General features: G+C 70.3%; 20 protein-coding genes. 10 read left to right on the top strand and 10 right to left on the bottom strand.

Annotation, left to right across the window (positions count from 1 at the left end):
• Positions 1 to 128: 128 nt before the first annotated feature.
• Positions 129 to 506, bottom strand: a complete 378-nt coding sequence (locus JNL41_RS20590) for a VOC family protein (RefSeq protein ID WP_293478053.1) — start codon at positions 504 to 506, stop codon at positions 129 to 131.
• Positions 507 to 638: 132 nt separating this feature from the next.
• On the opposite strand from JNL41_RS20590, the gene JNL41_RS20585 reads away from it, so the two are divergent.
• Positions 639 to 899 carry an aa3-type cytochrome c oxidase subunit IV gene (locus JNL41_RS20585; protein ID WP_293478052.1) on the top strand — a complete coding sequence of 87 codons (261 nt, stop codon included), beginning with the start codon at positions 639 to 641 and terminating at the stop codon, positions 897 to 899.
• 54 nt (positions 900 to 953) lie between these two features.
• Here the strand turns inward: JNL41_RS20585 and JNL41_RS20580 are convergent, their stop codons facing one another.
• Together JNL41_RS20580 and bla are read right to left on the bottom strand one after the other, a co-directional pair.
• A complete protein-coding gene (locus JNL41_RS20580; protein WP_293478051.1) occupies positions 954 to 2,168 on the bottom strand; it encodes an NADP-dependent isocitrate dehydrogenase in 1,215 nt (404 codons plus the stop codon).
• A gap of 84 nt (positions 2,169 to 2,252) precedes the next feature.
• On the bottom strand, positions 2,253 to 3,281 hold the full coding sequence (bla, locus tag JNL41_RS20575; protein ID WP_293478050.1) for a class A beta-lactamase: 1,029 nt from the start codon (positions 3,279 to 3,281) through the stop codon (positions 2,253 to 2,255).
• 28 nt (positions 3,282 to 3,309) lie between these two features.
• Here bla and JNL41_RS20570 point away from each other — a divergent pair, with 28 nt between their 5' ends.
• The 6 genes from JNL41_RS20570 (at position 3,310) to JNL41_RS20545 (ending at position 9,004) form a co-directional block, all read left to right on the top strand.
• The gene (locus tag JNL41_RS20570) at positions 3,310 to 4,089 is read left to right on the top strand and encodes an RNA methyltransferase (RefSeq protein WP_293478049.1); all 780 of its coding nucleotides are present in this window, start codon (positions 3,310 to 3,312) and stop codon (positions 4,087 to 4,089) included.
• On the top strand, positions 4,086 to 5,165 hold the full coding sequence (locus JNL41_RS20565; RefSeq protein WP_293478048.1) for a nitronate monooxygenase: 1,080 nt from the start codon (positions 4,086 to 4,088) through the stop codon (positions 5,163 to 5,165). Before JNL41_RS20570 ends, JNL41_RS20565 begins: the two co-directional genes overlap by 4 nt.
• Positions 5,162 to 6,403, top strand: a complete 1,242-nt coding sequence (locus JNL41_RS20560) for a DUF1254 domain-containing protein (RefSeq protein ID WP_293478047.1) — start codon at positions 5,162 to 5,164, stop codon at positions 6,401 to 6,403. Before JNL41_RS20565 ends, JNL41_RS20560 begins: the two co-directional genes overlap by 4 nt.
• Before the next feature lie 46 nt (positions 6,404 to 6,449).
• Positions 6,450 to 7,772, top strand: coding sequence for a DUF1254 domain-containing protein (locus tag JNL41_RS20555; protein WP_293478046.1), 1,323 nt, complete (start codon positions 6,450 to 6,452; stop codon positions 7,770 to 7,772).
• Positions 7,773 to 7,926: 154 nt separating this feature from the next.
• Positions 7,927 to 8,544 carry a 30S ribosomal protein S4 gene (gene rpsD / locus JNL41_RS20550; protein ID WP_293478045.1) on the top strand — a complete coding sequence of 206 codons (618 nt, stop codon included), beginning with the start codon at positions 7,927 to 7,929 and terminating at the stop codon, positions 8,542 to 8,544.
• 88 nt (positions 8,545 to 8,632) lie between these two features.
• A complete protein-coding gene (locus tag JNL41_RS20545) occupies positions 8,633 to 9,004 on the top strand; it encodes a hypothetical protein (RefSeq protein ID WP_293478044.1) in 372 nt (123 codons plus the stop codon).
• Here the strand turns inward: JNL41_RS20545 and JNL41_RS20540 are convergent, their stop codons facing one another.
• The 5 genes from JNL41_RS20540 to JNL41_RS20520 form a co-directional block, all read right to left on the bottom strand.
• Entirely contained in the window at positions 9,005 to 9,424 is a 420-nt protein-coding gene (locus JNL41_RS20540; RefSeq protein WP_293478043.1) for a thioesterase family protein, read from the bottom strand.
• Complete coding sequence (grxD, locus tag JNL41_RS20535) at positions 9,421 to 9,765, bottom strand: Grx4 family monothiol glutaredoxin (RefSeq protein ID WP_293478042.1); 345 nt, start codon at positions 9,763 to 9,765, stop codon at positions 9,421 to 9,423. Before grxD ends, JNL41_RS20540 begins: the two co-directional genes overlap by 4 nt.
• A gap of 83 nt (positions 9,766 to 9,848) precedes the next feature.
• A complete protein-coding gene (locus tag JNL41_RS20530; RefSeq protein ID WP_293478041.1) occupies positions 9,849 to 10,082 on the bottom strand; it encodes a BolA family transcriptional regulator in 234 nt (77 codons plus the stop codon).
• Between the two features lie 18 nt (positions 10,083 to 10,100).
• The gene (locus JNL41_RS20525) at positions 10,101 to 10,571 is read right to left on the bottom strand and encodes a DUF1579 domain-containing protein (RefSeq protein WP_293478040.1); all 471 of its coding nucleotides are present in this window, start codon (positions 10,569 to 10,571) and stop codon (positions 10,101 to 10,103) included.
• Between the two features lie 77 nt (positions 10,572 to 10,648).
• Positions 10,649 to 11,881, bottom strand: a complete 1,233-nt coding sequence (locus JNL41_RS20520) for a serine hydrolase domain-containing protein (RefSeq protein WP_293478039.1) — start codon at positions 11,879 to 11,881, stop codon at positions 10,649 to 10,651.
• 84 nt (positions 11,882 to 11,965) lie between these two features.
• Between JNL41_RS20520 and JNL41_RS20515 the strand changes: the two genes are divergently transcribed.
• Positions 11,966 to 12,448 carry a CinA family protein gene (locus tag JNL41_RS20515; protein ID WP_293478038.1) on the top strand — a complete coding sequence of 161 codons (483 nt, stop codon included), beginning with the start codon at positions 11,966 to 11,968 and terminating at the stop codon, positions 12,446 to 12,448.
• Here the strand turns inward: JNL41_RS20515 and JNL41_RS20510 are convergent.
• Both JNL41_RS20510 and JNL41_RS20505 read right to left on the bottom strand, forming a co-directional pair.
• Positions 12,445 to 13,467 (bottom strand): NADP-dependent oxidoreductase, encoded by a 1,023-nt coding sequence (locus JNL41_RS20510; RefSeq protein WP_293478037.1) that lies wholly within the window; start codon positions 13,465 to 13,467, stop codon positions 12,445 to 12,447. The genes JNL41_RS20515 and JNL41_RS20510 overlap by 4 nt on opposite strands.
• Positions 13,464 to 14,009 (bottom strand): AAA family ATPase, encoded by a 546-nt coding sequence (locus JNL41_RS20505; RefSeq protein ID WP_293478036.1) that lies wholly within the window; start codon positions 14,007 to 14,009, stop codon positions 13,464 to 13,466. The genes JNL41_RS20510 and JNL41_RS20505 overlap by 4 nt, the downstream gene beginning before the upstream one ends.
• A gap of 170 nt (positions 14,010 to 14,179) precedes the next feature.
• On the opposite strand from JNL41_RS20505, the gene JNL41_RS20500 reads away from it, so the two are divergent.
• Together JNL41_RS20500 and JNL41_RS20495 are read left to right on the top strand one after the other, a co-directional pair.
• Positions 14,180 to 14,833 (top strand): PEPxxWA-CTERM sorting domain-containing protein, encoded by a 654-nt coding sequence (locus JNL41_RS20500; protein WP_293478035.1) that lies wholly within the window; start codon positions 14,180 to 14,182, stop codon positions 14,831 to 14,833.
• A gap of 52 nt (positions 14,834 to 14,885) precedes the next feature.
• The coding region (locus JNL41_RS20495; protein WP_293478034.1) for an NAD(P)-binding protein at positions 14,886 to 15,313 on the top strand (428 nt) is incomplete at its 3' end.

Below are 15,313 nucleotides of genomic sequence, written 5' to 3'. Positions count from 1 at the left end.
GCGGCGCGCCGTACGCCGGCAGGGCGGCGGAGGGGCTGGCGGCCGTGAAAGCTGCGCTCGCCGGCTGACCGTCGTTCGGCGGCTTCGTCGGGCCGGCCGCGCCGCCGAAGGGCCCCGGCGGCGCGCGCTCAGGCGACGTAGACGCAGAACTTGTTGCCCACGGGATCGCGGAAGTAGGCGCCGTAGAACTCCGTGCCCTCGGGCGGGCGGAACCCTGGCGCGCCCTCGTCGGAGCCGCCGGTGGCCAGGGCGGCGGCGTGGGCCGCGCGGACCTGATCCTGCGTTTCGGCCCTGAAGGCGATCATGATGCCGTTGCCGGCGCGCGCCGCCTCGCCGTCGTGCGGCCTGCAGATGCCCACGCAGGGGCTGCCGCCCTTCGGTCCGTAGAACGCCCAGCCGCCCGAGGGCTCGCCGCGCTCATAGCCCATGGCGCCCAGCGCCGCGTCGAAGAAGGGCAGGGCGGCGTCTACGTCCGCCGCGCCGATGGTCACATATCCGATGCTCATGTCCGTCTCCTGTCCGTCTCCTGTCCGTCCCAGGGAACATAGCCGCGATATCGAACAAATCAAGAACATGAATTGACAACGCGCGACGCGAGGCGTCCCCTCGCCGAACGCCAGTCTTTAGGGAGCCATGCGATGGAGACCCGGGAACACTTCGGCGACCAGACGATGGACGTCGTGACCCACGAGCGGACCTACCACTACTTCAGCATCCTCACGCGCTGGGCGATGCTGGTGATCGGGGACCTGACGCTGTGGCTCACCCTGTGGTTCGCGACGCCCGCCGGCTTCCTGGGCGGCACGCTCGTGGCTCTGGTGGCGTTCGTGGTGGGCTACGTCGTGCTGGTGCGGCACGAGGAGAAGCAGCCGCTCGACGTCTGGGTCGAGGGCCGCTGAACCGACGTCCGCCCGTCCCGGCGTTCGCGCCGGGATGAGCGGGATTGTTGGGGCCTACGCGGCCAGCGCCTTCTCCAGGTTCGCGGCGACCTTGTCGAGGAAGCCCTCGGTGGTCAGCCAGCCCTGGGTGTCGCCGACCAGCAACGCGAGGTCCTTGGTCATCGAGCCGCTTTCGACCGTGGCGACGCAGACCTTCTCCAGCGTGTCGCAGAAATGCTCGAGCTCGGCGTTGCCGTCGAGCTTGGCGCGGTGCTTCAGGCCCTGGGTCCAGGCGAAGATCGAGGCGATCGAGTTGGTGGAGGTGCTTTCGCCCTTCTGATGCTGGCGGTAGTGGCGCGTGACGGTGCCGTGGGCCGCCTCGGCCTCCATGATCTTGCCGTCCGGCGTGATCAGCACCGACGTCATCAGGCCCAGCGAGCCGAAGCCCTGGGCGACCTGGTCGGACTGGACGTCGCCGTCGTAGTTCTTGCAGGCCCAGATGAAGTCGCCGTTCCACTTCAGCGAGCTGGCCACCATGTCGTCGATCAGGCGGTGCTCGTAGACGAGGCCCAGGGCCTTGAACTTCTCGATGTAGTCCTTCTGGTAGACCTCCTCGAAGATGTCCTTGAAGCGGCCGTCGTAGGCCTTGAGGATCGTGTTCTTCGTGGAGAGGTAGAGCGGGTACTTCCGGGCGAGGGCGTAGTTGAAGCAGGCGCGGGCGAAGTCGCGGATCGACGCCTCGACGTTGTACATCGCCATGGCCACGCCGGGGCCCTGGAAGTCGTAGACGTCGTGCTGGATCACCTCGCCGTCCTCACCTTCGAACTTGACGGTGAGCTTGCCGGGGCCCGGCACCCTGAAGTCGGTGGCGCGGTACTGGTCGCCGAAGGCGTGGCGGCCGATGATGATCGGCTTGGTCCATCCGGGGATCAGGCGCGGCACGTTCTTGCAGATGATCGGCTCGCGGAAGACGACGCCGTCGAGGATGTTGCGGATCGTGCCGTTCGGCGACTTCCACATCTTCTTGAGGTTGAATTCCTTCACGCGCGCTTCGTCGGGCGTGATGGTGGCGCACTTGATGCCGACGCCGTACCGCTTGATCGCGTTCGCCGCGTCGACCGTCACCTGGTCGTCGGTGGCGTCGCGGTTCTCCATTCCCAGGTCGTAGTACTCGATCTGCAGGTCGAGGAACGGGTGGATCAGCTTGTCCTTGATCAGCTTCCAGATGATCCGGGTCATCTCGTCCCCGTCGAGGTCCACGACGGGGTTGGCGACTTTGATCTTGGCCATGAGGGGCGGGCGCTCCGGGATGTTCGTTCTGTTTGGGGTTCGTATAGCCACCGCGAGCGCCGACGCAAAGGCTCAGGGCGGCGACTAGCCCACCGCTTTCAGCGCGGCGGCGGCAACCTGGGCTATGACGCGGTCGCGGCCGGCCTCGTCGAGCGTCGATCCGGAGAGGAAGACGGCCAGCGCATACGCGCGCTTGTCCGGCAGGGTGAAGATGCCGACGTCGTTGTGCGCGGCGGACCGGCCGAGGTCGAAGGCGGCGGCGCCGGCGCGGTGCGCGAGGAAGACGCCGGCCGGCAGGCCCGCGCGCAGGCGGGCGGTCCCGCGGGAGGTCCGGGCCATCATCTGGAGGAGCAGCCGGGTGGAGTTGGGCGAAATCAGCTGCTGACTGTCGAACATCTGCAGGAACTCGATCATCCCGCGCGGCGTGGCGGTGTCGCGCGGGTCGGTCATATAGCGCGCCTGGGCCGCCGCGCGGCGCTCGGGCGGCACGGCGGCGAGCGCGGCGGAAAAGGCCCCCGGCGCACGCCAGGCCGGACGATACGGCGCCATCCCCAGGGCGTCGGAGGCCAGTTCGCGCTCGTAGCGGTCGACGCGCACCTCGGGCACGCGCCTGGCGGTGAGCCATGCGGTCACGGCGCCGGGGCCGCCGATGCGCTTCATCAGGACGTCGGCCGCGGTGTTGTCGCCGTCGACCACCATGGCTTCGAGCAGTTCCCGGGCGGAGTACTCCCGGCGTTGGGGCCACGCGGCAGCGATGGGCGAGTGCGGGGGCGAAAGCTGCTGCTCGAGCAGGAAGATGCGTTCGGTCAGCAGCACGCGGCCGGCGTCCACCTCGGAGAGGACGGCGGCCGCCAGCGGCAGCTTGAAGACGCTCTGCATGGGGAAGCGCCGTTCGCCGTCGAGGAAGAAGGCCTGGCCGCTCTCCAGGTTGGCGAGGCCGACGCCCAGGATGCCGGGCTTCGCCCGCTCGGCGATCGCGGTGACGGCGTCGGTCAGTTGCGCGAGGGCGATCTTGGGCGTGGTGGAGACCGTGGTCGGCATCCCCGGCTCGCAGGCGGCGACCAGGGCGGCGGGGGCGGCGGCCATGAGGGCCCGGCGGTGAAGGCTTGCCATTGCAGGGCGAGGCTCCTCTAAACGCGGCATGTCGGAAACCTCCCTGCCTGCGCCGGTCGTGATCCTGAACGCGACGCAGCTTGCCGAGAATATCGGCGCCACCGCGCGGGTCATGGCGAATTTCGGCCTTTCGGACCTGCGGCTCGTCAATCCGCGCGACGGCTGGCCGCAGGAACGTGCGTGGGCGCTCGCGTCGGGGGCGGAGTGGCCGCTGAACGCGGCGCGGGTGTTCGGCAGCGTGGCCGCGGCGATCGCCGACCTGCAGGTGGTTTACGCCACCACGGCCCGGCCGCGGGAACTGACGCTGCCGGTGCTGACGCCGCGGGCGGCGGCCGCGGAGCTGACGGCGGCGGCGGGGCAGGGGCAGAAGACGGGCCTCCTGTTCGGCGGCGAGCGGGCTGGACTGGAGACGGCGGACATCGCGCTCTGCCAGGCGGTGGTGACGATCCCGATCGACCCGCGGTTCCGGTCTCTGAACCTGGGCCAGGCCGTGGCGATCAACGCCTACGAGTGGCGCACGGCCCAGCTCGACGCGGCGCCGGCGAACTTCCGCGAGCGTTCCGAGCCGGCGACGGGCGAGGCGCTGCTGGGCCTCTACGAGCACCTCGAGCGGGAACTGGATACGGCGGGTTTCTTCCACCCCCCGGAGAAGACGCCGAACATGATCCAGAACCTGCGCTCGGCGCTGGGGAAGGCGCGGTTCACGGAGCAGGAGGTGCGGACCCTCCGGGGCGTCGTGACGGCGCTGTCGCGCGGCCGCGGCAAGGTGCTGGAGAAGATCGCCCGGAAGAAGAGCGAAGGATCATGAGCCTGCGCGCGCTGCTGGACGGCCTGCCCGTCCCGATCGTCCAGGCGCCGATGGTGGGTGCGTCGCTGGACCGGCTGGCGCTGGCGGTGAGCGCGGCGGGCGGGATGGGCACGCTGGCGGCGGGGGCGCTGGCGCCGGACGACATCGCGACCGCCATCGGCGCGATGAAAGCGGCGAGCGACCGGCCCTTCGGCGTGAACCTCCTGATGGCGCCCAGGGCGTCGCCGGATGCGGCGATCGTCGCGGCGGCGCTAGAACGGCTCGCCCCCTGGTACGCCGAGCTGGGCGAGCCGCTACCCGACGCACCGAACCAGTACGCACCGGACTTCGAGGCGCAGCTCGCGGCGATCGTCGCGGCGGCGCCGCCGGTCGCGTCCTTCACCTTCGGCATCCTGGCGCGGGACCAGGTGACGGCGCTGCGGGCGGCGGGAACCTGCGTGGTGGGCACGGCGACGTCGGTGGCGGAGGCGCGGGCTTGGGCGGAAGTCGGCGCGGACGGCGTCTGCGCGCAGGGGTTCGAGGCGGGCGGCCACCGCGGGCACTTCCTGGCCGAACTCGACGCCAGCCTGGTGGGGACGATGGCGCTGGTGGCGACGATCCGGGCGGCGGTCGACCTGCCGGTGATCGCAGCGGGCGGCATCATGGACGGGCGCGGCGTGGCCGCGGCGCTGGCGCTGGGCGCCTCGGCGGCGCAGATGGGCACAGCGTTCCTGCTCGCCGAGGAGGCCACGACGTCGAAGCCGTGGCGGCGGGCGCTGAGCGAGGCCGGCGACGAGGCCACGCGGCTGACGCGCGCGTTCACGGGCCGATACGCCCGCGGCGTCGAGAACAGGTTCATGCGTCTGATGCATGGGGTGCAGGCCGACGTCCCCGCCTATCCTGTGCAGAACCGGCTGACCCAGCCGCTGCGCGCCGCCGCCGCCAAGTCCGACGATCCGGAGATGCTGTCGCTCTGGGCCGGCCAGGCGGTGAGCCTCGCGCGACCGGGGGCAGCCGGCGACATGGTCCGCCGCTGGTGGGCCGAAGCAAGGGATGCGGCCTGCGAACTGGCCGCGCGGACGGGGAGACCTGAGTGAGCGAACTTCGGACGGCGGCGCGCGAGGCGTTCGTCTATGCGCTGCCGCTGATCGAGGTGGCGACCACGCGCCAGCGCGGGATGGGCCTGGGCCAGGCGATGGGCGCGATCACCCATGTGCGCAACCTGGCCAACCATCGCCACCGGGCGGTGACGACGCCCAACACCGACACGCTCTACTCGACGGCGCACATCGACCTGACGGCCGGGCCGGTGACGTTCGTGCTGCCGGCGGCGGGCGAGCGCTATCTCTCGCTGGCGCTGATGGACGCCTACACCAACAACTTCGCCGTCCTGGGCACGCGGACGACCGGGCCGGACGGCGGGACGTTCCGGCTGGTGGGGCCGAGCGAGGCGGCCGAGGGGCCGAACGCGATCCGCTCGCCGACGAACCATGTCTGGGCGCTGGCGCGGATCCTGGTGGCGGGACCCCACGACCTGGAGGCGGCCAGGGCGGTGCAGGCCGGCATCTCGCTGCAGGGGCCGGAGACGGCGTGTCCGGGCCCCTATGCGGCGCGCACGGCCGACTGGCGCGAGCTGTTCGCGACGGTCGCGGCGCTGATGGCGGCCAATCCGCCGCCGGTTACCGACCTGGGGAAGCTGCGCCAGATCGCGCCGCTGGGGCTGACCGGAGGCTTCGACCCGGCACGGTTCAGCGCCGCCGAGGTCGCCGAGATCGAGGCGGGGCTGGCCGAGGGGCGCCAGGCGGTTCAGGGCGGCGGCGGGCTGGGCGGCACGGGTTTCGTCCAGGGCTGGACCTATCCGACGGCGCGGCTGGGCGACTTCGGGCAGGACTACGCCCTGCGAGGGACCGTGGCGCTGGGCGGGCTCGCCGCGCTGCCGCCCGAGGAGGCCATGTACATGCAGGCCGAGGGGCCGGGGCCGCGCAAGCTGTTCGACGGCACGCAGGCCTGGCGGCTGCACTTTCCGGCCGGCCAGCACCTGCCGGTCGACTCGTTCTGGTCGCTCAGCCTCTATGAGGCGATGGACGACGGGCAGTTCTTCTTCACGGACAACCCGCTGAACCGCTACGCCATCGGCGACCGGACGCCGGGGCTGACGACCAACCCCGACGGTTCGCTCGATATCTGGATCGGCCACGAGAACCCCGGCGCCGGGCGCGAGGGCAACTGGCTGCCGGCGCCGGCCGGGCCGTTCGCGCTCTTCATGCGGGCCTATCTGCCCAGGCCCGAGTTGCTCCAGGGCTATTACCGCATGCCTCCGGTCGAGGTTGCCTGAGGTCGGGCGCGCCGTAGGGTCGCCCCGGCTTTGACGGAGGCGGAACTTGAACAGGCGTGAAGCGCTGGCGTTGCTGGCGGTGATCGGGGCGGCGCCCGCGGCGCGGGCTTTCGCGGCGGCGGGCGACCTGACGTCGGCGGCGCGCGAAGCGTGGCTCTACGGCCTGCCGCTGATCGAGATGGCGACGACGCGGGCCCGCGCGCTGCGGGGCGACGGGACCATCGGCGGAGCGCTGAACGCCTTCCGTCATGCGCGGGAACTGGCCGACGACAAGAGCCGCGGCGTGACCTCGCCCAACAACGACACCCTCTATTCCAGCGCCTGGATGGACCTGACCCGGGGGCCGCTGACGCTGACGATCCCGGCGACGGGCGCGCGCTACATCTCGGTCGCCGGGATGAGCATGTACACCGACAACGACTTCATCCTGGGCACGCGCACGACCGGCGGCTCGGGTGGGACCTATACGATCGTCGGGCCCGGCCAGGCCGGCTCCGGGCCGAACGTGGTGCGCCTGAGCACGCCGCACGGCTGGCTGCTGGCGCGGACGCTGGTGGACGGACCCGGCGACCTGCCGGCGGTGCGCAAGGTGCAGGATGCGCTGTTGCTGAAGGGGCCGGCGACCCCGCCGCCGCCGGTCTATGCCACGCGCGCAGCTCCCGCGCCGGACTACTTCGCCTCGGTGGCGCGGCTGCTGGCCGCCGATCCGCCTCCAGCCACGGACGGGGTGCTCTTCGCGCGGATCGCGCCGCTGGGGCTGACGGCGAGGGGCGGGTTCGACGCCTCGCGGCTGGATGCCGCGGCGATAGCGCAGGTGGAGGCGGGCGTAGCCGAGGCGCGCGCGGCGCTCCAGGGCCTGCGCCCAGGAGCCGCCGTCCAGGGCTGGACGTATCCGGCCGCGCGGCTCGGATTCTACGGCCAGGACTACGGGTTCCGCGCCGCGGTGTCGCTGGCGGGGCTGGCCGCGCTCACGCCCGCGGAGGCGATGTACATGAACCCGGTGGCCGACCGCGGGCGGATGTTCGCCGGCGCCGGGCCCTACCGCCTGCACTTCGCCGCCGACAGGATGCCGGCGGTGAACGGCTTCTGGTCGCTGACCATGTACCAGGCGACGCCGGACGGGCAGTTCTTCCTCGTGCCGAACGCGATCGACCGCTTCTCCATCGGCGACCGGACGCCGGGGCTGAAGAAGAACGCCGACGGGTCGCTCGACATCTGGATCGCCCGCGCCGATCCCGGCGGCGAACGCTCGTCGAACTGGCTGCCGGCGCCGGCCGAAGGACCGTTCACGCTCAGCTTCCGCGCCTACCTGCCCAAGCCGGACCTGATGGACGGCCGCTACCGCGTGCCGGCGATCCAGCCCGGCTGACCTTGACTCGGGAGGGCCCGGCCGTCATACACCGCGCCTTCCAGCCGCCGGGGCGACCCGCGTGGTCCGGAACCTATGACGGGTTGATACAAGGCCGCCGTTGAAATCGCATTCTCATCAAGAGGATGCCGGCCCGTGTCGAAGAGAGTGACAGATGTCCAAGCGCCATAGCGCCAAGTACAAACTCGACCGCCGGATGGGCGAAAACGTCTGGGGTCGCCCGAAGTCCCCGATCAACACCCGCGCCTACGGCCCCGGCCAGCACGGCCAGCGCCGCAAGTCCAAGGTCTCGGACTTCGGCCTTCAGCTCCGCGCCAAGCAGAAGCTGAAGGGCTACTACGGCAACATCACCGAGAAGCAGTTCGTCCGCATCTACAAGGATGCCGCGAGCCGCAAGGGCAACACCTCGGAAAACCTGATCGCGCTCCTGGAGTCGCGCCTGGACGCGGTGGTCTACCGCGCCAAGTTCGTGCCGACCCCGTTCGCCGCCCGGCAGTTCGTCAACCACGGCCACGTGCTGGTGAACGGCAAGCGCGTGAACATCGCGTCGTACCGCGTGAAGCCGGGCGACGTGGTGTCGGTTCGTGAGCGGTCGCGCAACATGGCGCTGGTGCTGGAAGCGCTGCAGTCGAGCGAGCGCGACACGCCGGAGTACATCACCGTCGACCACAAGGGCATGGCCGCCACCTTCGTGCGCGCGCCGGAGCTGTCGGAAGTGCCGTACCCGGTGAAGATGGAACCGAACCTCGTGGTCGAATTCTACGCGTCGTAGTCGACGCCGATCATCGAGCAGAGTTTGCGAAGGCCCCGGATCACTCCGGGGCCTTTTGCATCTGGGCCTCATGTGGCCAAGTCGCTGGATGAATCGACGGGTCTTCGTACTGGCCGCCATGGCGCTCTCGGGCTGCGCGGGCGCCGGCGCGCGGGTGACGCCGACCGGCGCGCCGCTGGCGGAGCTGGAGCCGCTCTACCGGGCCGATGCGGGGCGCGAGGCGATCACCATCAGCGTCTCGTCCAACGGCTGCACCGCCAAGGCGGACTTCGCGTTCCATGTGGAGCGGCGGGGCGGGGCCACGACGCTGGCGTTCGCGCGCAAGCGGATCGACCCGTGCAGGTCGTTCGCCATGGGCAGGACCGAGCTGACGTTCACCTGGGCCGAACTGGGCGTGGGACCACGGACCGAGGTGTTCCTGCTGAACCCGCTCGCCGCCTGGACCGGGCCGGGCTCCTGATCAGGTGAACATCGCCGTGATCCACTGGGGCACGCGGCGCGGGCGGCGGGTGGCCTGCTCGACGAGGACCCAGGTGGTCACCACCTGGGCGCACATGGCGCCGTCGGGGCCGTCGATGCGGATATAGCGGTCGAAGCGGGGGCCGGCGGCGGCCTCATCGACCCAGGTGCGGCCCTGGGCGGTCTCGCCGAGCTTCAGCTCGCGGCGGTAGTCGATCTCGTGGCGCAGCGCCACCCAGACCCAGGTCGCCTGGGCGTCGGCGGGTGCGAGGCTCTGCCAGTGGGCGACGCCCATGTCCTGCGCCCAGCGCAGGTAGACCACGTTGTTGACGTGGCCGTTCTCGTCGATGTCGGCGGGCGTGGGCTCGAACGTCAGGCGGAAGACCTGGCGGCCTTCCGGCGGCTCGAGCAGTTTCGTCACGCCTCGATCAGCCCCTGGTCGGCCAGCATGGTCTTCAGTTCGCCCGACTGGAACATCTCGCGGACGATGTCGCAGCCGCCGACGAACTCGCCCTTCACGTAGAGCTGCGGGATGGTCGGCCAGTCGGAGAAGGACTTGATGCCTTCACGCAGCGGTTCGCTCTGCAGCACGTCGACGCCCACGAAATCGACCCCGAGGTGGTCGAGGATCTGCACCGTCACGGCCGAGAAACCGCAGCGGGGCTGCTCAGGCTCGCCCTTCATGAAGAGGACGACGGGGTGCTCGGCCACGGACTTGGCGATCCAGTCGTGGACGGGGTTGGCGGTGGCGGCGTCGGTCATCTGGTCGCCCTTTCGGCGGGAATACAGGCGGTCTGAAGGTGGGGAAGGCGGCCTGTCGGGTCAAGCGCGCCGGATCGGCGCATCTAAGCCGGCGCGCTCGTCTCCAGCCCCAGAGCATGCAGCTCGCCGCCCATCTTGCCCTTGAGGGAGGCGTAGACGAGCTGGTGCTGCCGCACCCGTGACAGGCCAGCGAAGGCCGCCGAGACGATCCTCGCCTTGTAGTGGTCGCCGTCGCCGGCGAGGTCCGTGACCTCGATGGCGGCGTCGGGGAAGGCGTCGCGGAGCGCGGCTTCCAGGTCGGGCTGGGACATCGGCATGGGGCCGACTTAGGCGCCTCAGCGCGTGAAGTCCATGATCCAGTTGACCTCCCAGGCGCCGCCGCCGTCGTAGGAAAAGGCCTGTGTCCAGCGCGCCTCGCCGGGGGCGAGGACTTCCCACAGGAAACGGACCTTCACCGCGCGCCCCGCGCAGGTGTCGTCGCCCTCGAAGCGGCCGACGCCGTTCTCGAACCGGCCATGCACCGGCGGCTCCAGAGCGCCCGAGGCGCCGTTGACCCAGTAGATCGACCAGCGGCGCCGCTCGACATCGAAGCTGCGGAAGGTCAGGCCCTGGCCGTGGTCGCCCAGATCGTTCTCGTCGACGTTGCAGAGGCCGCCCATCAGCCCCTGGCAGAACGCGGCGCCGCTGAATTCATCCCAATCCGTACAGCCGACGCCGCGGGCGGCGAGCCGGCGATGCGCCACGTGCCAGCGGCCGTAGAGGAAGTGGAAGTCGCGCCGGCCGTCGTCGTGGGCGTCGTAAGCCATGTCCTGTCCCCGTGATGCGAGGACAGGCTAACGCGCGACTGCTGTCAGGCGTGGCAGCAGCACGTTGCCTCCTGGGCTCAGTCGATGATCGAACTGTAGACGATGCTCTTGAGCTGGCCGCGGAAGTTGAAGGTGCCGGACGGCATCAACTGGGTCATGAAGACGACGCTGAGATCCTCCCTGGGGTCGACCCAGAAGATCGTCGAGGCGGCGCCGCCCCAATAGTAGTCGCCGGCGCCCAGCGTGCCGGTGCGCACCTGGTCCATGGTCGAGGCGAAGCCCAGGCCGAAGCCGACACCCTCGTTGGCGGTCTCCGAGAAGCCCTCGAAGGCCACCTGCGTCAGGTCCTTGCCGCCGGGCAGGTGGTTCATGTGCATGATCTCGAGCGTGCGCGGCCCGATGACCCGGTGGCCGTCGAGCTCGCCGCCGCGGCGCAGCATCTCGCAGAAGCGCAGGTAGTCCGAGATCGTGCCGGTGAGGCCGCCGCCGCCCGACTTGAAGGCCGGCTCGCGGGTGAAGTTCGACGTGGCCGGGTCGTCGATCAGCTTCAGCTTCTTGTCGGGCCCGCGCTGATAGTTGGCGGCGAAGCGGCCGACCTTGTCGGGCGCGACCTGGAAGGCGGTGTCCTTCATGCCCAGCGGATCGAAGATCGTCTCCTGGAGGTACTGGGCGAAGGGCTTGCCGGAGATGATCTCGACCAGCGCGCCGCAGACGTCGGTGGCGAGCGAGTACTGCCACGCCTCGCCGGGATGGTAGCGCAGGGGGACCTGGGCGAGCTTGTCCATGAACTCGGTCATGGTGTCGGTGGTGTCGGCCGAACGGATCTTCAGGCCGCGGTAGACCTTGTCGATCGGGTGCTGGATGCCGACGCCCGGCAGGCCGCCGCCGTAGGTCAGGCCGGCCATGTGGCTGAGCACGTCGCGGAACGTGGCCCCCCGATGCGGGGCCTCGGTGACCATGCCGTCGCCCTCGCCGGAGATCCATACGCGGTGGTTCTTCCAGGACGGGACGTAGCGGCTGACCGGGTCGTTGAGCTGGAAGTAGCCCTGCTCGTAGAGCGTCATCAGCGCGACCGAGGTGATCGGCTTGGTCATGGAATAGATGCGGAAGATGGTATCGTCGCCCATCGGCTTGCCGCGCTCGAAGTCCATCGACCCGAAGCTCCTCTGGTAGGCGATGTGGCCGTGGCGGGCGACGGCGACCTGGCAGCCGGCGATCTTCTGCGGCCCGATGTAGTTGCGCTCCAGATGCTCGGTGATGCGCTCCAGGCGGCCTGCGTCCAGGCCCGTCCACTGCGACTGGGCGTCCATCGGTTTCCTCCCCGGGGTGGTGCTTTTCTCGATTGCCGCCATCATGGGCGCCGAACAGGTGTTTGGCCAAGCAGAAGGTGGGGTATGGACGAGCTTGAGGCGCTGGCGGCGGAGATCGGGGCGATCCTGAAGGCGCGGGGCGAGAAGATCGCGGTGAACGAGAGTTCCTCGGGAGGCCTGATCTCGGCGGCGCTGCTTTCGGTCCCGGGGGCCAGCGCCTACTACCTCGGCGGCGCGGTGGTCTACACGCCCAAGGCGCGGGTGCTGCTGACCGACATTCCGCGCGAGGCGCTGGAGGGCATGCGCTCGTCCAGCGAGCCCTATGCGCAGCTCCTGGCCCGCAACGCCTGCGAGCGCTACGGCGCCACCTGGGGCATCTCCGAGACCGGCGCGGCGGGGCCGACCGGCAACGGCTACGGCGACGCGGCCGGCCACACCTGTGTGGCGGTGTCCGGTCCGGTGGAAGCGGTGCTGACGGTCGAGACGGCGTCCGAGGACCGCAGCGCCAACATGCGGGCGTTCGCGGCCGCGTCGCTCGGGCTGCTCAAGCGGGCGCTCGAAGCCTAGAGCGTCGGGTCGTCGCTGATCCGCACCAGCATCTTGCCGAAGTTGCCGCCCTGCAGCATCTCGGCGAAGGCGGCGGGGATGGCGTCGAGGCCTTCGCGGATGTCTTCGAGGTACTTGACCTTCCCCTCGGCGACCCAGGGGACCATGTCGGCCAGGAAGGCGTCGTGGTGGCCTTCGACATAGTCGCCGACGAAGAGGTTGGTGACGGTGACGCCGCGGGCCTCGGCCGCCGCGCGCTCGGCCGCGCCGGCGTCGCCCCCCACGTCGCCGTAGTGGGCGATGAGGCCGCAGATGGTCATGCGCGAGCCCTTGTTGAACAGCGGCAGGACGGCCTCGAACACCGGGCCGCCGACGTTCTCGAAATAGACGTCGACGCCGGCCGGGCAGGCGGCCCTCAGGTCGTCGGCGAAGGTGGGCGACAGGTGGCTGACGCAGGCGTCGAAGCCGAGCGTGTCTGTCACGAACCGGCACTTCTCCTCGCGCCCGGCGATGCCGACGACGCGGGCGCCCTTCAGCTTGGCGAGCTGGCCGGCGATCTGGCCCACGCCGCCCGACGCGGCCGAGACGACGACGGTCTCGCCGGCCTGCGGGTCGCATTGCAGGATCATGCCGGCGTAGGCGGTCAGGCCCAGCATGCCCAGGACACCGACGGCCTGGGAGAGGCGGCCCTTCGCGGGGTCGAGCTTGCGCGGGACCATGTAGCCGGGCCGCGCGACGCCTTCGCCCATCAGCGCGTACTCCGACCAGCCGTTGGTGCAGAAGACGAAGTCGCCGGGGGCGAGGCCGTCGATCCGGCTCTCGACCACCTGGGCGACGGTGCGGGCGTGGCAGGGGGCGCCTTCCGGTTCGACGCCGCGGCGCTTGTAGCCCCACTGGTAGGGATCGAGGGAGACGTAGATCGTGCGCGTCAGCGCCTGGCCCGGACCGGGCGTCGGCATCGGCGCTTCGACCAGCGCGAACGTGCCCGCGTCGGGCCACGGCGGCGGCGGCCGCTTGGCCAGCGTCCAGTAGCGGTTCATGGCGTCTCTCCCCGAGTCCGCGGCGTCAGGCCGAAGTGGTGGACGATGTGATCCACGGTTTGCGCGACCGACAAGCCCGACGTGTCGAGCCAGAGCCCGAGGCGCGGCGTTTCGTCGAGCGCGGTCGCGAGCGCGGCCGGCGTCCAGGCGCCTCTGTAGGCGGTCTTGTCGCGATCGCGGTCGCGCTGCGCCACCACGTCGAGGCTGGGGTCGAGCACGATCACGTCAGGGTTCCAGTTTGCGAGGCGCTGGGCGATGGCGGCGAGCCTCGGGCCGAGGATGACGTCCTGGTAGACCACGTCGAAACCCGCCGCAGCGTAGGCGTCGACGGTGGCGCAGGCCAGGTCGTAGCGGAGGGCGAGCTGAGCCGAGGCCTCCGGCGACGGATCGGGGGTCATGTCGGCGCGGCCGCTGACGACCATCCGGCGAAAGAGGTCGCCGCGCACGTGGACCGACCGGGCGAAGCGCCTCGCCAGCTCCTCCGCCACCGTGGACTTACCCGAGGCCATCAGGCCGGTGATGATGAAGACGCACGGAGCCATTCGGCAGGCGTATCCCGTCGCCCGCGGTTGCGGAAGGTGCGTGGGTGACGGCGCGTTGCAGCATCCGCAGCGCGATTCCCCTGTCGCGCGAAGCCACCCCTCGTTTTCGAGAGCTGCCGTCCGGGCGCGCGATTTCGGATACTCGCGGCCTCTGAACAGGGGTTGGTGCGATGATTGCGACACGTCTGAAATCGGCTTCCGTAGCGGCCATCGCCGCCTGCGCCGCGTGGGGCGGTCTCGCCCAGGCGGCGACCTACGACGTCACGCTGAGCGGCGTGGTGGCCAACGGCGGCTATTCCAGCCAGGATATCGGGAACACCCACTACGACCAGTGGGTGCTGAGCCTCGACGGCATCGACGGCGACAACCCGCTGACGGTGGAGCAGGGCGATACGCTGAACGTGACGGTGACGCTGGACGAGCTGTTCACCATCCCGGGCTCGATGGACCTGACGACGTTCGTCCTGTTCTTCGGCGGCCCGAACTTCCCGGGGGGCGATCAGGCATCGTTGGGCACGTTCACGTTCTACAATGGCTTGGCCGAAGTCGCGACGGGCGGCGGCGGCACCGGGACGTCGGGCCAGATCGCGCACTCCGCGGCGTTCTTCCCGCCGAACAACGGCCCGCTCACCTTCGACTCGATCTACGCCAGCTTCACGATCGACCAGCTTTCGGCGCCGGCGACGCTCGACTATTCGGGCATCTCCTACACGCTCTTCGATATCGGGGCGGGCGGGGTGCCGGAACCGGGGACCTGGGCCCTGATGATCCTGGGCTTCGGCGGGGCCGGCGCGATGCTGCGGCGGCGGCAGGCGCTGGCGTAGCGCTCCAACAATCGTTTGACGGGCGTGGGCGTCAGGGGGCCAACTTCCGGCCATGACGATCAAGCCCGAACTCGCCGCCATCGTCGGGGAGATCGATTTCGATCCCGACGCGCTCCACGAGAAATACCTGTTCGAGCGGGACAAGCGCCTGCGCGAGGACGGGATCGGCCAGTACGTCGAGGTGACGGCCGAGTTCTCGCACTACCGCGACGACCCCTACGTGGAGCCGGGGTTCACGCGCGAGCCGGTGTTCGACGAGGTGGAGTTCGCGATCATCGGGGGCGGCTTCGGCGGCCTTCTGATGGGCGCGCGCCTGCGCGAGGCGGGGTTCAGCAAGCTGCGCGTGATCGACGCGGCGGGGGACTTCGGCGGCACCTGGTACTGGAACCGCTATCCCGGCGCGATGTGCGACGTGGAGAGCTACGTCTACCTGCCGCTGCTGGAAGAGCTGGGCTACATTCCCAGGCACAAGTACTCGTT

It is taken from the genome of Phenylobacterium sp. (assembly GCF_016793285.1).
Taxonomy (GTDB): Bacteria; Pseudomonadota; Alphaproteobacteria; order Caulobacterales; family Caulobacteraceae; genus Phenylobacterium.
Note: the sequence above shows the minus strand (reverse complement) of the source record. Positions and strands in the feature narration are given on the sequence as shown.

Coding starts and splice junctions, on each gene's coding strand:
- JNL41_RS20590 (WP_293478053.1), bottom strand. CDS start 506: ATGAGCATCGGATATGTGACCATCGGCGCGGCGGACGTAGACGCCGCC.
- JNL41_RS20545 (WP_293478044.1), top strand. CDS start 8,633: ATGAATCGACGGGTCTTCGTACTGGCCGCCATGGCGCTCTCGGGCTGC.
- JNL41_RS20570 (WP_293478049.1), top strand. CDS start 3,310: ATGTCGGAAACCTCCCTGCCTGCGCCGGTCGTGATCCTGAACGCGACG.
- JNL41_RS20515 (WP_293478038.1), top strand. CDS start 11,966: ATGGACGAGCTTGAGGCGCTGGCGGCGGAGATCGGGGCGATCCTGAAG.
- JNL41_RS20520 (WP_293478039.1), bottom strand. CDS start 11,881: ATGGACGCCCAGTCGCAGTGGACGGGCCTGGACGCAGGCCGCCTGGAG.
- JNL41_RS20500 (WP_293478035.1), top strand. CDS start 14,180: ATGATTGCGACACGTCTGAAATCGGCTTCCGTAGCGGCCATCGCCGCC.
- JNL41_RS20565 (WP_293478048.1), top strand. CDS start 4,086: ATGAGCCTGCGCGCGCTGCTGGACGGCCTGCCCGTCCCGATCGTCCAG.
- JNL41_RS20530 (WP_293478041.1), bottom strand. CDS start 10,082: ATGCCGATGTCCCAGCCCGACCTGGAAGCCGCGCTCCGCGACGCCTTC.
- JNL41_RS20585 (WP_293478052.1), top strand. CDS start 639: ATGGAGACCCGGGAACACTTCGGCGACCAGACGATGGACGTCGTGACC.
- JNL41_RS20505 (WP_293478036.1), bottom strand. CDS start 14,009: ATGGCTCCGTGCGTCTTCATCATCACCGGCCTGATGGCCTCGGGTAAG.
- grxD (WP_293478042.1), bottom strand. CDS start 9,765: ATGACCGACGCCGCCACCGCCAACCCCGTCCACGACTGGATCGCCAAG.
- bla (WP_293478050.1), bottom strand. CDS start 3,281: ATGGCAAGCCTTCACCGCCGGGCCCTCATGGCCGCCGCCCCCGCCGCC.
- JNL41_RS20510 (WP_293478037.1), bottom strand. CDS start 13,467: ATGAACCGCTACTGGACGCTGGCCAAGCGGCCGCCGCCGCCGTGGCCC.
- rpsD (WP_293478045.1), top strand. CDS start 7,927: ATGTCCAAGCGCCATAGCGCCAAGTACAAACTCGACCGCCGGATGGGC.
- JNL41_RS20525 (WP_293478040.1), bottom strand. CDS start 10,571: ATGGCTTACGACGCCCACGACGACGGCCGGCGCGACTTCCACTTCCTC.
- JNL41_RS20580 (WP_293478051.1), bottom strand. CDS start 2,168: ATGGCCAAGATCAAAGTCGCCAACCCCGTCGTGGACCTCGACGGGGAC.